At 45.7% G+C, this 14,054-nt stretch carries 16 protein-coding genes; 9 read left to right on the top strand and 7 right to left on the bottom strand.

Features of this window, described 5'->3' with window-relative positions:
- Window positions 1-4: 4 nt before the first annotated feature.
- The 6 genes from ABV001_RS06380 to nusB all read right to left on the bottom strand — a co-directional run bounded on the left by ABV001_RS06380 (window position 5) and on the right by nusB (window position 6,114).
- Window positions 5-2,824: an FAD-binding and (Fe-S)-binding domain-containing protein gene (locus tag ABV001_RS06380; RefSeq protein WP_352422019.1), complete on the bottom strand. Its 2,820-nt coding sequence runs from the start codon at window positions 2,822-2,824 to the stop codon at window positions 5-7.
- A 123-nt stretch (window positions 2,825-2,947) separates the two neighbouring features.
- Window positions 2,948-3,145, bottom strand: a complete 198-nt coding sequence (locus ABV001_RS06375; RefSeq protein WP_352422018.1) for a winged helix-turn-helix domain-containing protein — start codon at window positions 3,143-3,145, stop codon at window positions 2,948-2,950.
- Window positions 3,146-3,248: 103 nt separating this feature from the next.
- Entirely contained in the window at window positions 3,249-3,842 is a 594-nt protein-coding gene (gene coaE / locus ABV001_RS06370) for a dephospho-CoA kinase (protein ID WP_352422017.1), read from the bottom strand.
- Complete coding sequence (locus tag ABV001_RS06365; protein WP_352422120.1) at window positions 3,839-4,834, bottom strand: CdaR family protein; 996 nt, start codon at window positions 4,832-4,834, stop codon at window positions 3,839-3,841. The genes coaE and ABV001_RS06365 overlap by 4 nt, the downstream gene beginning before the upstream one ends.
- A 12-nt stretch (window positions 4,835-4,846) precedes the next feature.
- Window positions 4,847-5,170 (bottom strand): preprotein translocase subunit YajC, encoded by a 324-nt coding sequence (gene yajC, locus ABV001_RS06360; protein WP_352422119.1) that lies wholly within the window; start codon window positions 5,168-5,170, stop codon window positions 4,847-4,849.
- A 17-nt stretch (window positions 5,171-5,187) separates the two neighbouring features.
- Window positions 5,188-6,114: a transcription antitermination factor NusB gene (gene nusB / locus ABV001_RS06355; protein ID WP_352422016.1), complete on the bottom strand. Its 927-nt coding sequence runs from the start codon at window positions 6,112-6,114 to the stop codon at window positions 5,188-5,190.
- Between the two features lie 250 nt (window positions 6,115-6,364).
- On the opposite strand from nusB, the gene ABV001_RS06350 reads away from it, so the two are divergent.
- The 5 genes from ABV001_RS06350 to ABV001_RS06330 all read left to right on the top strand — a co-directional run bounded on the left by ABV001_RS06350 (window position 6,365) and on the right by ABV001_RS06330 (window position 10,080).
- Window positions 6,365-8,266, top strand: a complete 1,902-nt coding sequence (locus ABV001_RS06350; RefSeq protein WP_352422015.1) for a beta-N-acetylhexosaminidase — start codon at window positions 6,365-6,367, stop codon at window positions 8,264-8,266.
- A complete protein-coding gene (locus ABV001_RS06345; protein ID WP_323423812.1) occupies window positions 8,263-8,394 on the top strand; it encodes a hypothetical protein in 132 nt (43 codons plus the stop codon). Before ABV001_RS06350 ends, ABV001_RS06345 begins: the two co-directional genes overlap by 4 nt.
- A gap of 18 nt (window positions 8,395-8,412) precedes the next feature.
- On the top strand, window positions 8,413-8,994 hold the full coding sequence (locus ABV001_RS06340) for a 50S ribosomal protein L25/general stress protein Ctc (RefSeq protein ID WP_323423811.1): 582 nt from the start codon (window positions 8,413-8,415) through the stop codon (window positions 8,992-8,994).
- Window positions 8,995-9,008: 14 nt separating this feature from the next.
- Window positions 9,009-9,569, top strand: a complete 561-nt coding sequence (gene pth, locus ABV001_RS06335) for an aminoacyl-tRNA hydrolase (RefSeq protein ID WP_352422014.1) — start codon at window positions 9,009-9,011, stop codon at window positions 9,567-9,569.
- Between the two features lie 112 nt (window positions 9,570-9,681).
- Window positions 9,682-10,080, top strand: coding sequence for an RNA-binding S4 domain-containing protein (locus tag ABV001_RS06330; protein WP_352422013.1), 399 nt, complete (start codon window positions 9,682-9,684; stop codon window positions 10,078-10,080).
- 13 nt (window positions 10,081-10,093) lie between these two features.
- Here ABV001_RS06330 and ABV001_RS06325 read toward each other — a convergent pair whose 3' ends face one another.
- On the bottom strand, window positions 10,094-10,813 hold the full coding sequence (locus ABV001_RS06325) for a 2-phosphosulfolactate phosphatase (RefSeq protein WP_352422012.1): 720 nt from the start codon (window positions 10,811-10,813) through the stop codon (window positions 10,094-10,096).
- 98 nt (window positions 10,814-10,911) lie between these two features.
- Between ABV001_RS06325 and ABV001_RS06320 the strand changes: the two genes are divergently transcribed.
- The 4 genes from ABV001_RS06320 to ABV001_RS06305 all read left to right on the top strand — a co-directional run bounded on the left by ABV001_RS06320 (window position 10,912) and on the right by ABV001_RS06305 (window position 14,028).
- Window positions 10,912-11,499, top strand: coding sequence for a Maf-like protein (locus ABV001_RS06320; protein WP_352422011.1), 588 nt, complete (start codon window positions 10,912-10,914; stop codon window positions 11,497-11,499).
- Window positions 11,500-11,628: 129 nt separating this feature from the next.
- Window positions 11,629-13,008: an aspartate kinase gene (locus ABV001_RS06315; RefSeq protein WP_352422010.1), complete on the top strand. Its 1,380-nt coding sequence runs from the start codon at window positions 11,629-11,631 to the stop codon at window positions 13,006-13,008.
- 91 nt (window positions 13,009-13,099) lie between these two features.
- Window positions 13,100-13,729, top strand: coding sequence for a hypothetical protein (locus ABV001_RS06310; RefSeq protein ID WP_352422009.1), 630 nt, complete (start codon window positions 13,100-13,102; stop codon window positions 13,727-13,729).
- Complete coding sequence (locus ABV001_RS06305) at window positions 13,726-14,028, top strand: winged helix-turn-helix domain-containing protein (protein ID WP_352422008.1); 303 nt, start codon at window positions 13,726-13,728, stop codon at window positions 14,026-14,028. The genes ABV001_RS06310 and ABV001_RS06305 overlap by 4 nt, the downstream gene beginning before the upstream one ends.
- Window positions 14,029-14,054: the final 26 nt, after the last annotated feature.

Below are 14,054 nucleotides of genomic sequence, written 5' to 3'. Positions count from 1 at the left end.
TCTTTTAGGTAGTAGCCTTATCTACCAGGTATACCATCGACTTGTAGGTAATACCGCTGTTGATCGATAATCCGATTTCGCAGGTCCGGCTGTTGGAATAGCCTTCTGTAGCATCGTGAATACCTTCTCTTAACGGAGCAAGTGCCGAATTATTGAGTTCCGGATAAAAAAATCCCCGGTCGCCTGCCCATCCGCAACACCCGATATTTTCGGGGACGATCACTTTTTCCGCGCAACGTGACGCCACTGTATGCAGTTTCTCCTCCAGATGCATCTTGGTGGAACTGCAGGTTGTATGTATGGCGACAGAGACGGGTTGTTTTATAAATTGAAGCCGGTCGAGCAGGAAATCGTGGATAAATTCCACCTGATCATACAGCTTAAGCCGTTTGTCTAATGTCTCGCGCATGTGTAACAGGCAGGGACTCATATCACAAACAATCGGCAGTTCGCCGTTGCGGCTGGCTTTCAAAAGTGCCTCATTCAGTTCATTCTCCTTTTTTTGTGCCTGCTCCCGGAATCCTTTGCTGCTAAAAGCCATCCCGCAGCAAAGCCTGTCTTTTTCTTCAGGGATAATCACAGTATATCCTGCTTTCCGTAATACAGAAAGCATCTTTTGAGGTATATCTTCCGTCTCTTTATACCCGAATGAGGGTCCGCTCATGGCACGGGTAATACATGCCGGGAAATAGACTGCCATGGGGCTGTCCGGACTGCTGGCAGGCAGAATGTTGCGGGCGATCTTTTTACTGCCCGAAGGGGTGTGGCGTGTCCATAGGGGAAACGCCCCGTCACCTAACCTGTAAAGCCCTTTTGTCACACTCTCCATAGCAGGATAGCCCACAGTTTTTCCTATATAATGAGGGATCGGCAACAATCTGCGTAACAGGGCGGTCGTACCCGCCATATTATTGGCAATGATATCGGCTACCTTGTTCGCCAATTTGCCGTTCTGTTTCCAACGCAATTCTTTGACCAATTTTCCCGTGTCGATCCCTACCGGACAGGCAAGTCCGCACAATCCATCGGTAGCACAGGTCTCCTCCAGAGGGTAGGAGATTTCCTTCAGCTGTTTCCGGACCGGATTATTTTTCTCATTGCCGGAAACGGCAAGCCCTGCCAGGTGACGGTAGGCTATAATCCTTTGCCGGGGAGTAATGGTCAGGTTCTTTGAGGGACAATTTACCTCACAGAAACCACATTCAATACACTTGTCAATGATGGGATTGGCTTCCGGTATCCGTTTCAGGTTTTTGATAAATACGTCAGGGTCATCGTTGATCAATACACCAGGGTTGAGGATATCTTCCGGGTCGAATATTCGCTTGATCCGTTTCATCAAGTCATAGATTTCAACACCCCATTCTTTTTCCACGAAAGGAGCCATATTCCGTCCGGTACCGTGTTCCGCCTTGAGGCTGCCGCCGTGTTTTACGGCCACCAACTCGCAGAGCTCATGCATGAAGAGGGCATATTTTTCCACTTCTTCTGGGGAATTGATATCGGGGAAAACGGTGAAATGGATATTGCCGTCGAGCAGGTGGCCCCACATCACCGCGTTTCCATAACCGCTGCGTACGAGCAATTCGCGCACATCGGTCAGCGCATCGCCTAACGTCTCAGCCCGGAAGGCGACATCTTCGATAATACTTGCCGTGCGGGGAGGGCGTGTGGCCGCAGCCGAAGTAAAAAGGCCGTTGCGTACATTCCAGTAGAGGTTGTAGCGTTGTTTGTCGGTGGTGAATTTGATCGGCGCAAGTGTCTGGATATGTGCCAGCTTCTCTTCGATCTCCGCCATTTGCGACAATAAGGTCGCTTCGTCGTCGGCAGAGGTGTCTATCAATAGTGCTGCCGCACCTTCCGGCAATGATCTTAACTCTTCCGGCATACCTTCCTGGTCTTCCACGGCACGCAAGGCATTACGGTCCATCAACTCGGCAGCGCTTACCCGGCAACTTCTCAGGGGAATGATGGTATTACTCACATCACGGAGGTTGGAGAAATAGACCATCGCCGCAGCCTTTAGCGGTGCATCATGTACCGTTTCGAAGGTGGCCTGGGAAATAAAACCCAGTGTACCCTCAGAACCGATCATCAGATGTTGGATAATCTGGATGGGGTCATTGAAATCGATCAGTGAGTTCATCCCGTAACCACAGGTGTTCTTCAACTGGAATTTTGAAGCGATCTTCTCCCGGACCGCTTCATTGTTTGTGGCATCCCGGTGTAACTGTTCGATTTCTGCGATAAGTTGCGGATGGGCGGCAATAAACGAGCGGCAGCTTTCGCTATCTGCAGTATCCAATACAGACCCGTCGGCAAAGATAATGCGCATCGACTTGACCGTATTGTAACTGTTATGCCGGATACCATAACTCGATCCACTCGCGTTATTGGCAATGATTCCTCCTATTTTCGCGGAATTGATAGATGCGGGTTTCGGTCCCAGTTTACGTTTATATCTCATCAACATGCGGTTGGCGGCAGCGCCGGCGAGGGCACAACCAAATGTGGCGGTAGCTCCTTCATGGGTGATGGTGGAGAACTCAAAGCCATTCCCTGTCTCCATGAGTATGGAATCGGAGATGGTCTGCCCGCTTAAGCTGGTACCGGCTGCTTTAAATGTTATCGGCAGGTTCCCTGTCCGGCAAAATCCCAATAAACGGATTACTTCGTCTTCGGAATTCACTCTTACTACTGCTTTGGGTACAAGACGGTAGAGTCCTGCGTCAGTTCCTTTGGCCAGGCGGAATAGTTCATCGGTAAAAACCTGGTCCTCAGGGAATAATTGCAAAAGCCGGTTGCGTAATTGTTTAATTTCCATTTAGTCACTATCTTTTTGGTAAAGATAGGCGATAAATTCATAGCAGTAGAAGAATTAACAAGAAAAAAGCTGTCGTTTAGACAGCTTTTACACTCTTTTTCATTTAAACGATGCGTTTACTTTTCAACTCAATGATGCGAAGACCTCTTTTTCTTCAGCCTCCAAAGTAACTTTTCCCTCTCTTGCCAGCCATCCGAGTGCTGCATAGAGATCTTTGTCAGTAAGTTTAGTAGCTTTCTTGACCTCTTTTACATTCTGCCGGCCACTTTCGTCAAGAACTGACCATACTTTACCGGCGTTGATTCCAATTTGTTCAACCATTCTTTTGATGTTTAATAGTATAACCTAATAATTTCGATGCAAAGTTACGGTTATATTTGCATAAAAACAACAAATTGGTAATGATTATCAATTAAGTAGTGCTTTACAATGAATTTCCGGCTACTTTTTTTATCACTTCAGCGACCTGATGAATGAGTGAATGCCGGTTGTCATTACAAATCAGATAATCAGCATATTTTATTTTTTCCTCTTCAGGAAGCTGGCTATTCATTCGGGCTTCTACCTCGTCACGTGTCGACCGGTCACGTTGCATAACCCTGGCGATACGGAGTTCTTTGGGTGCTTGTACCATGACCACTTTGTCTACAAATTGATAGAATCCTGCCTCAATAAGCAGTGCGGCATCAATGATCACCATTGGATGGGACCATTCCCGTTGGCGGCACCATTCAGTAAAATGCCTGGCCAGTTCCGGATGGATGATAGAGTTGACGATGGCCAGCTTGCGGCTATCGTGAAAAATGATGGAGGCCAGTTTTTTCCTGTCGAGTTTGTCTTCTGTGTAAAGGTCTTCTCCGATCTGTAATGTCAGTTGTGCGCGGATATAGGGTGAAGAGTCGTTCAGTTTTTTTGCTTCCCGGTCAGCATTGTACAAAGGAATGCCGTGCAAATGGAAAATGTCCGAGACGACAGACTTCCCGGTTCCTATCCCTCCTGTGATACCCATCTTTATCATCTGTCACTCTTGCTTTCAAAAAGGAATTCCACAGAAATGGGGGAGATTCGGGGATTGACAATGGAAGAGGGCTTGTCTGTAAGTTCGAGTTCCACGCGACCATCCTCGTTGGCGTGAAACTTCCTGTAGTCGAGTTCGATGGAGAAATCTTCCGGTACGATCTTCTTGTACTCTTCGAGAGTGACAGAGAAAGTGACGTTGGCACGCGACGGGAAAAACTTCACATCGAGCTTTCCCGGCATGTGCGTGGCGGTAATGGGCACCTCAAAGGTGCGTTCGGTATATTCTTGCACAGGAATATAGATGTCTACCTGTGAAGGAATGAATTTTACGCCTTCTACATTGTTTATATTGACGGGTAACTGTGACGTAGCTTTCAGGTTCTTGAATAGGGTATATTCGGTTACGGCTTCTTTCAGCGGTTCGAGCGATTGTTGGGAGCCATACGCCATTACCGTTTCCGGAATAAAGGTAGCACTGTCTGCCACCAGGTTGGCCCGGCTTGTGGTGATCTCTCCGTCAAAAATCACCGTCAATTCTTTCTTCTGCAGCTTAGAGGTTGCCAAAGAGATATTCATAGGGTAATAGCCCCTTATATTGGTACTTGGAAATAGTTGGCCACGGATCAGTTGCCTGTACTGATCTCCCTGGATTACGGTGTTCTCACCTTCGGCCATTTCGGCAACATTGATTTCGAGTGAATCCCTTTTTATCACATCAAGACGGAAGATCTGCGCTCCATTGTCGGCAACACTTACCTCTATAAAGGAAGGTAAGGGATTGTCGAACACCACATCGTTAGGGATGTTCGTGTATTTCAAAGGTATCCTGTAAGTGCCCTCCACGTTTTCTTTCTGAAAGAAGAGCATTAACCAGAAAATAAAAGCCAGCACCAGGAAGAGCAGGAAAGCCAGTACATTTTTCCACGGGACAGTGGAGAAAAAGGCTTTAATCCTGGGTAGCCATTTCTGGATGATAGCTTTTACTTCCATCACAAACGCAATTTATTTGGTCTGTTGTGCTACATCGGCCGGTGAGGCGTATACTGAGCCTTTTTCAAATTTTAATTTTACGCCATCAGCCACTTCCACTAAGAACCATGTGTCACCTACCTCCCTGATCCTTCCATGGATACCGCCTGAAGTGACAACCTTATCTCCCGTTTTCATAGCTTCGCGGCTCTTCTGGAGTTCTTTTTGTTTTTTTTGCTGGGGACGTATCATGAAGAAATAAAATACGGCAAAAATGGCTACCATCATAAACAGGGTGCCGCCCATGCCTCCTGCACCACCCGGTGCTGCTTGTAATAGAACATTCATAAGAGTTATTGTTTAGGTGTTTATAATTAATTTTTAAAGATACGCTTTTCTTTTTTTATTTCCTGCACAATCGCATCCAAAATTCCGTTAATGAAAGTGCCGCTTTTGGGGGTACTATACGATTTGGCGATCTCGATATATTCGTTTAGCGTAACATTGGTCGGAATAGATTCAAATGTGAATATCTCGGAAAGAGCTACCTGCATGATGATAAGATCCATGAATGCAATTCGGTCGAAATCCCACTTTTCAGTATGTTTCTCGATGAGCCCGCGGTACTTTTTTTCGTCCAGGATGGAGTTATGCAGCAACTTTAACGCATATTCCTTGTCTTCCTCATCTTTAAACATCGGTAGCAGGGGTTGATCGTCGCCATTCCCTGCAGAAAACCGTTTGATGGTCTTCATGACAAATGTCTGTACGATCTCCACATCATCATTCCAATAGATACACTCATCCTCCAGGATCTCATCCAACTCTTCGTTCAGATAGATACACTGTTTGAAAGTCTTCCGCCAGAATTCCTGGTCCTCTTCGTAAGTAGGGGAAACAATGGCTGTATATTCCTGGTAAGTGTCCGAAGATAATATCTCGTCTAACAGGCTTTTGATGAACGCTTCATTGGATTCCCAGGACATGGGGCGCTCTGCAAGCTGTTTCCGGAATTGCCTGTTCTCGCGTAATTGCAGGATGAACTTATTATCAATAAGATGGGTATTGGGATGTAGATCCTCCTCCGTCGGCAAAAATTTATTCCGTTTTGTCTCCACCCTGTTTTGATACGAATCGGTGAGCTCTACCATCAGAAGAAGTAGAAAATAGTAAAGATCGTATGATTTCTGCAGGCCGAATAATAGTTCTTTTTCGGCATTGCGTAAATCTTTATTCGTATTCTGGTACCAAGCATAAACTAATTGTACAACCCTGATACGAATTAAATTCCTGTTAATCATTGATGCAATGAACGTTTTCGTTTTAAGTTGCAAAAGTAGCTATTTTTTTGGGATTACACATACTGTTGAGCGAAAAGTAAACAAGTCGGGTAAAATCAGGACAGTTTGCGACCTGTTTTTTAAACAAATTTCGTAGATTTGCAAGAAAAGTGGTAAGGTGCCTGAGTGGTAAGGTGCCTAAGTGGTAAGGTGCCTAAGTGGCTAAGTGGAATGGTGTCTAAAAGTCTTTATTCTAAAATAAATTAATCATATGGGAAAAGGAATATTTATAATTGCAATTATGTTGATGAGTGTATCGGTAATGGGGCAGCAGCAGGAACGGAATATTTCCATTATTCCAGAGCCGGTTTCGCTTCTTAAAAAAGGCGGACATTTTGTATTGCCTGACGAAGTGGTTATTTCAACCCCTCTCGCTCAGGGCGCTTACATAAATAGCTTGCTGGTGGAGAAACTTTCCACAGCACCGGGTAAGAAAGTGAAGCTATCCTCTTCTGCTGACAACGCCCATATCGAACTTCTTTTGAATAAGATTACCGATAAAGAGATTGGTCGCGAAGGATACAGGTTGGATGTGACACCTCAGAAAGTGGTTATAAAAGCCAATGAACCGGCGGGCCTGTTATATGGGGTACAGACATTTTTCCAGCTTTTACCTCCCCAGATCGAGAGTGATAAAAAGAAGGAGAATGTCTCCTGGCAGATACCTGTGGTGGAGATCACGGATTATCCCCGGGTAGAATGGCGTGGGTTGATGCTTGATGTGTCGCGGCACTTTTTTACGGTGGATGAGGTAAAGCAATTTATTGATAATATGGTGAGGTACAAGTATAATATATTTCACTGGCATCTTACCGATGATGAGGGATGGCGTATTGAAATAAAGAGTCTGCCGAAGCTGACGCAGGTTGGTGCATGGCGAACCGAACAGGTAGGCTGGTTCGGTAGTCTTTCCGACCCTGACCCCGATGCTCCTAAAAACTATGGTGGTTTTTATACGCAGGATGAGATTGGGGAGGTGATCGCATATGCCATGGAACGTAACGTGCAGGTGATGCCGGAGGTCGATGTGCCGGGACATAGTTCTGCGGTGCTGGCAGCATATCCCGAACTGGCATGCTTCCCCGAGAGCGGTGATCATTTCGTGCGTACGGGGGCACCTTTCCTCGACTGGAATACCGGCGGGCGCCCTGCCGCTATGTATGAGAATACGCTTTGTCCGGCCAATGAAAACGTGTATGAGTTTATGGATAAGGTAATCACTGAAGTGGCTGCCCTTTTCCCTTTTGAATATATCCATACCGGCGGAGACGAGGCTCCCTATACTTTTTGGGAGAAAAGTCCTGACATAAAAAAGCTAATGCTACGTGAAGGTATAAAAGATATGTCCGGTGTACAATCTTATTTCGGTAAACGGGTGGAACAAATCATCCTCTCCAAAGGAAAGAAAATGATGGGCTGGGATGAGATCCTGGAGGGTGGCATTACCCCCACTACCGCCTTGATGAGTTGGCGCGGCATCGAACATGGCATCAAAGCTTCCAATTCGGGGCATTATGTAGTGATGAGCCCAACCAATTATGTCTATATCGACTATATGCAGGGGGATCTTTCTACTGAGCCGCGTGTATATGGCAGCTTACGATTGAATCAAACCTACCAGTTCGACCCGATACCGGAGGGTGCCAATGCGAAGTATATATTGGGAGGACAGGCGAACTTGTGGACAGAACAGATCTACAATATCCGTCAGGTGGAATATATGGTCTGGCCGCGCGGATTTGCTGTAGCCGAATCGCTCTGGTCGCCGAAGGAAAAGAAGGATTGGAACCGTTTCGCCTCCAAGACTGAAGATCATTTTGCCCGCTTCGATTATGCGCGGATCAAGTACTCGCCGGCCATCTATGATCCGATTGTAAAGGTGGCAAAAGAAGGTGAAAAACTTATGGTTACACTCACCACGGAGATTGAAGGGCTGGATATATATGCCAGTTTCGATGCTTCTACCCCTGACAATTTCTATCCGGTATATAAAGAACCATTACAGGTACCTAAAGATGCTTATGTAATGCGAATTATTACCTATCGCGATGGAAAACCTGTCGGGCGGCTGATGAGTATTTCCGCCGAGGAGCTGATGAAAAGGGCCAGATGAGTGAAAAGTTGAAAACTAAAAGTGCGGGAAGTGGTTGTTTAATAAAAAGAAAATCATTACCTTTGCGCCGCTTTTTTGAAAGCTCCCGTGTGATGGGAAATAAAGAGAAAGCACTTTATTTTGAGTAACACAAACAAATTGTAAAAATGAAAACATTTGAATTGAAAGGCGAGATCAGGGACGATTTCGGGAAAAAAGCGGCCAGGGCCTACCGCAGCGAAGGGCTGATTCCATGTGTTGTATATGGTGGACATGGAGAGGAAAACGTGAACTTCGTAGTGAAGCAAGGCGACGTACGCAAATTGATTTATACGCCGGAGGTCTTCCTGGTAAATCTTGATCTTGGAGAAAAGAAATTACAAGCCATTGTAAAAGAGTTACAGTTTCATCCGGTAAAAGATACTATTCTTCATATCGACTTCTTGCATGTGGTTGAAAATGCACCTGTAGTGATTGAAATTCCTGTTCGCCTGACTGGTTTGGCTGCCGGGGTAAGAGCCGGTGGTAAGTTGTCGCTCGATATCCGTAAGCTGAAAGTGAAAGCATTACCGTCAAAATTGCCTGAGGAGTTAGTGGTGAACGTGGAAACGCTGGAATTGGGCAAATCTATCCAGGTTGGACAATTGAATTTCGAGGATGTTGAAATATTGAACGCCAAGAATGCTGTTGTTTGCCGTGTGCAGCTGACACGTGCCGCAAGAGGAGCAGCAGCAAAGGGTGAGGGATAAAAAGAGAGAATCAAATGAAATATTTGATTGCGGGATTGGGCAATATCGGACCCGATTATGAGCAAACCCGCCACAATATTGGTTTTATGGTATTGGACGCTTTTGCTAAGGCGTCCAATGCTGTTTTTGAAGACAGGCGATACGGTTTCGTGGCGGAGATGCGGCTCAGGAACAGATCGCTTATCCTGCTCAAACCGTCTACTTTTATGAACCTGAGCGGAAATGCCGTCCGTTACTGGTTACAGAAAGAGAAGATTGAGAATGAAAACCTGCTGGTGGTGGTGGACGACCTGGCATTACCTTTCGGTACATTAAGGATGAAATCGAAAGGAAGTGATGCCGGTCATAACGGCCTGAAACATATTCAGGATCTGATAGGTCAGAATTATCCGCGGCTCCGGTTCGGAATCGGGGATAATTTTCCGCGTGGAGGACAGGTCGATTATGTGCTGGATCGGTTTTCTGAAGAAGAGCAAAAACTGTTACCCGAGCGGATCGATATGGCGGTAGATATGATACGCAGCTTTTGTCTGGCGGGAGTCCAGAATACGATGAATCTATACAATAACAAGTAGACACTCTAAGTGGGCGGTGGCTATGTGGTCGGGTGGACAAGTGGCTAAGTGGGAAAATTAGCACATTGGTTTAGTTTTGGTTCTAATAGTCTTGTGTCTTGGTTCTAAAAAAATGGATGAGGTACGAATAGATAAATGGTTGTGGGCGGTACGTATTTTCAAGACGCGCACTGTCGCTTCCGAAGCCTGTAAAAAGGGACGGGTGTTGATCGGTAACGTTGCCGTGAAGCCGTCGAGAAATATCAGGGTGGGAGAAATCATCGATGTGAAAAAACCGCCAATTACCTTTTCATTCAAAGTGTTGGCCCTATCCGACAAAAGGATGGGTGCCCCTAAAGTATCCGGATTCATGGAAAATGTGACACCTCCCGATCAGTATGAACTGATGGAACTGAACCGGATCAGCGGTTTTGTTGACCGGCAGAGAGGTACCGGACGCCCTACCAAGAAAGAGCGTCGCGACCTGGAGCAGTTTACCGATTCATTCGACTTTGATGAATCCGATTTTTGAGCATCCTTTATATTTATTGGGGAACCACTTTTAATTTCCCTTCGCAATTATCGTAACAAGGTACCATTGAAACCGTGTTCATCTGTAAACAATAGGGGGCATCACTTACGGCACCATTGGCTATAAGCCGCGCGTAATGGTCGCTGCCCTTCACGTATTCCAGCGGATTCTCTTTTGCCTGCTGCCATAACTCCAATGCAATTCTGATACTATCCGACCCGATAATTAATTCGTCCTTTTCCGCTAATTTTTCGGCGAAAGCCCCGCCAAAGAGCGTATCTTCTATATTGATCCTGTTTTCCCATCCGGCACAGAGTATCACCACGCGTTCGACTGACCGCAGAGACGCTTCCAGCACTGCATCGATATTGGAAAAGGTGCCGATAAACAATTGCCGGCATCCTTTGGCCGCCTGGATGGCTTGTGTGCCGTTGGTGGTAGTAAACACCACTTCCTTGCCGGATACTCTTTCCGGTATATAATCGAATGGAGAGTTGCCGAAATCGGCAAAATCACATTTGCGGGCATTGCGTTCCGCCCCCACAAGAAACCCTTCCGACTTATACCTTTTCGCCTCCTCAATGGAAGCTACGGGGATCACGGCTGATACGCCACCGGCAAACGCGGCACAGATGGTAGCGGAAGCACGGAAGGCATCCACCACGATCACCGTGTCGTCCTCTTTCTGATAATAGGGATATAAAGCCGGACAAGGGCAAAGATCGAGTATCATATATATTGAGACTTTGTAGGCAAAGGTACAAAATAGAGGGCAAAAGTACAAAATAAAGCCTTTTTTCGTATCTTGTGACCCTAATTAAACAGATAAAAATGGATTTTACACACCCAACTTCAGGTTATCACCTCATTCTGGCTTCCAATTCGCCAAGAAGGAGAGAGTTACTTTCGGGAATTGATGTGGAATATGAAGTATGGACGTTGCCGGATATCGACGAATCTTATCCCGACGACATTCCTCATGAGGAAATTCCGGAATTCCTGTCAAAGAAAAAAGCATCAGCATATCTTTCCCTGATGCAGGATGATACATTACTTATTACGGCTGATACGGTTGTGTTGTTGCATGGCCGGATTTTAGGGAAGCCGTCGGATAAGGAGGACGCGAAGCAGATGCTAAAAGATCTCTCCGGTGAAACGCATCGGGTGGTTACAGGAATTTGCCTGACTTCGAAAGAAAAACAGGTCTGTTTCTCGGACATTGCCCATGTTACCTTCGGCATGTTGACCGACGAAGAGATAAATTATTATGTGGAAAGATACAATCCGATGGATAAGGCAGGCGCTTATGGGGTGCAGGAGTGGATCGGCTACGTGGGTGTAGAGAGGATAGAAGGCTCTTACTTCAATGTGATGGGATTGCCTATTTTTAAAGTGTACCGGGAGTTGAGACAGTTTTAGGTGTCAATTTTTTCCGATCAATTAGTGAAGGAAATTAAAAAAAATCTATCTTTGCATCCCGTGTGATCGTTTATTTCATTATTCATTATTCACTTTTCATTTTTCATTATTCACTTTTCACTTACAAACATGCTGACAGTAGAAAAAATCGGAGGTACCTCCATGTCCCAGTTTCAGGACGTGCTTCAAAATATTATCAGGGGAGACCGCAAGAGGGACGAGTTGTATAACCGTATCTTTGTGGTTTCAGCTTATAACAATGTAACCAATTGGTTGCTGGAGCACAAAAAGACCGGTGAGCCGGGTATTTATAATAAATTCCTGAACGGTGAGGATTACAGTAGTGCTTTGGATTCCTTCTGTCAGCGATTGCTTCTGATCAATGATGGTTTTGCCGATTACGGTCTTGATTTGAAAGAAGCACGGGATTTTATCCGTTTTCGCGTGGATCAGGCTAAAACAGTGCTTTATAGTTTAGGAAAAGTGTTGGCATCGGGATATGTCGATCCGAAAGCGATACACCTGGCTGCCCGCGAAATTCTGGCATCGATCGGAGAAGCCCATTCGGGATGGAACTCCGTCAATATCCTCAATAATAACGGTATCAATGCCCGGTTTGTGGATTTATGCGGTTTCAATGATAACGAATCACTCACCATTGATGAGCGTATCCATAAGGAGTTCAGTGATATAGATTTTAGTAGCGTGCTTTGTATCGCTACCGGATATACGAAGGGAACCGAAGGTATTATGCGGGCTTTCGACCGGGGGTACAGCGAAGTGACTTTCAGTAAGATCGCCGTCGAAGTAAAAGCGGATGAAGCAGTCATCCACAAGGAATATCATCTTTCGAGCGCAGATCCCAAGATAGTGGGAGTGGAGAATAGTATTCCCGTGGGACATACCAATTATATCATTGCCGACCAGCTGGCTGACATCGGCATGGAGGCGATCCATCCCAAGGCGGCTAAACCGCTGGAACTGGCCGGCATCAATATCCGTATAAAAAATACCTTTGAACCCAACCATCCCGGAACACTGATATCGCGTGATTATGTTTCGCCCGAGCCTCGCGTGGAGATCGTTTCCGGTTCAAGGAAAGTGCTGGCCATTGAAGTGCACGACCCGATGATGGTGGGTGAAGTGGGATTCGACGGACATCTTATGCAATACTTTGTGAAGCATGGCGTGAGTTATATCCTGAAATCGACCAACGCCAACTCCATCACCATGGTGGTATGGGATAATGAAAAGAGCAGGGATCTGGTTAAAGTCTTGCAGGAACAATTTTATCAGGTGACGGCAGAACCGATGGCCATTGTTTGCGCCATGGGGTCTAATATAGCACTTCCGGGATTTCTCTACAGGGCAACCAAAGCCTTGTATGAGAAAGAAATTAATGTGGAGAGTTTCGGCCAGTCACTGATGCAGGTCAATATGCAGTTCGTGATCCGGCGTGAGCGGTATGAAGACGCGGTGGTCGCACTCAACGAGGCATTGTGCAAGTGATATTATTTTGTTAAATGTTATTAAATAAGCTCTTCGTATATGGGGAGTTTATTTTTATATATTTACTTTGTAATTCAAAGTACTTTTTAATATGAAGGATAACGAAGCATTCGAAGCAGTCAGAGAGATACGGGTAATGATGGAGAAATCGTCCCGTTTCTTATCATTCAGTGGCACATCAGCTACTCTTATCGGTGCATATGCGCTGGCAGGGGCATTTGTTGGCCACAGTATTATATCATCTGTCCGCTATGTTCCGGACGTATATTCTGTTCCCATGTGGATTGGTATTCTGCCTGATATTGCTCTTGTGGCGGCGATTGTATTTGTATTGTCATTGTCTACAATTCTGTTTTTCTCATTCCGGAAAGCTAAAAAAATGAACTATTCTTTCAGTAGTGGTCCGGCTTATCGCACTTTCCTGAATTTTTTCCTTCCCCTTACTGTGGGTGGAATTTTTAGTGTGGCGCTTCTTGTGGCCGGAAATATAGGGGTTATTGCGCCTGTTATGCTTCTGTTTTACGGGTTGTCACTTATCAATGCCTCGAAGTATACGTACGGAAGTATCTTCTGGCTGGGATGTGGCGAATTAGTCCTGGGGCTTATCTGTGCTTTCTTTCCCGGAAGAGGATTACTGTTATGGGCAATGGGATTTGGAATCCTGCATATTATATACGGGATCTATTTCTATTTTTGTGTTGAACGACATTCAGGAAAATGATCGAACATCTGGAAGATATCAACAAGGCATTCGAGAGCAAAGTACGTCTTGGAATTATGTCGGTGCTGATGGTGAATGAAGAGGTCGATTTTAATTCACTGAAAGAATTGTTGGGCGTGACAGATGGCAATTTGGCGAGCCATACCCGGGCGTTGGAAAGTCTGGACTATATCGTTATAAAAAAACAGTTTGTCGGACGAAAACCAAGAACCACCTTTGCACGGACAGGGAAAGGAGAGAAAGCATTCCGGGCACATCTTGCGGCGTTGGAGTCTTTCCTGAATAAAATGGAAAGGTAGATTGAAGTGGGACTGCTCTGACATTC

Source organism: Proteiniphilum sp., from assembly GCF_040307845.1.
GTDB lineage: Bacteria > Bacteroidota > Bacteroidia > Bacteroidales > Dysgonomonadaceae > Proteiniphilum.
The sequence above is the reverse complement of the archived record's forward strand: the minus strand, read 5'-3'. Positions and strand labels throughout refer to the sequence as shown.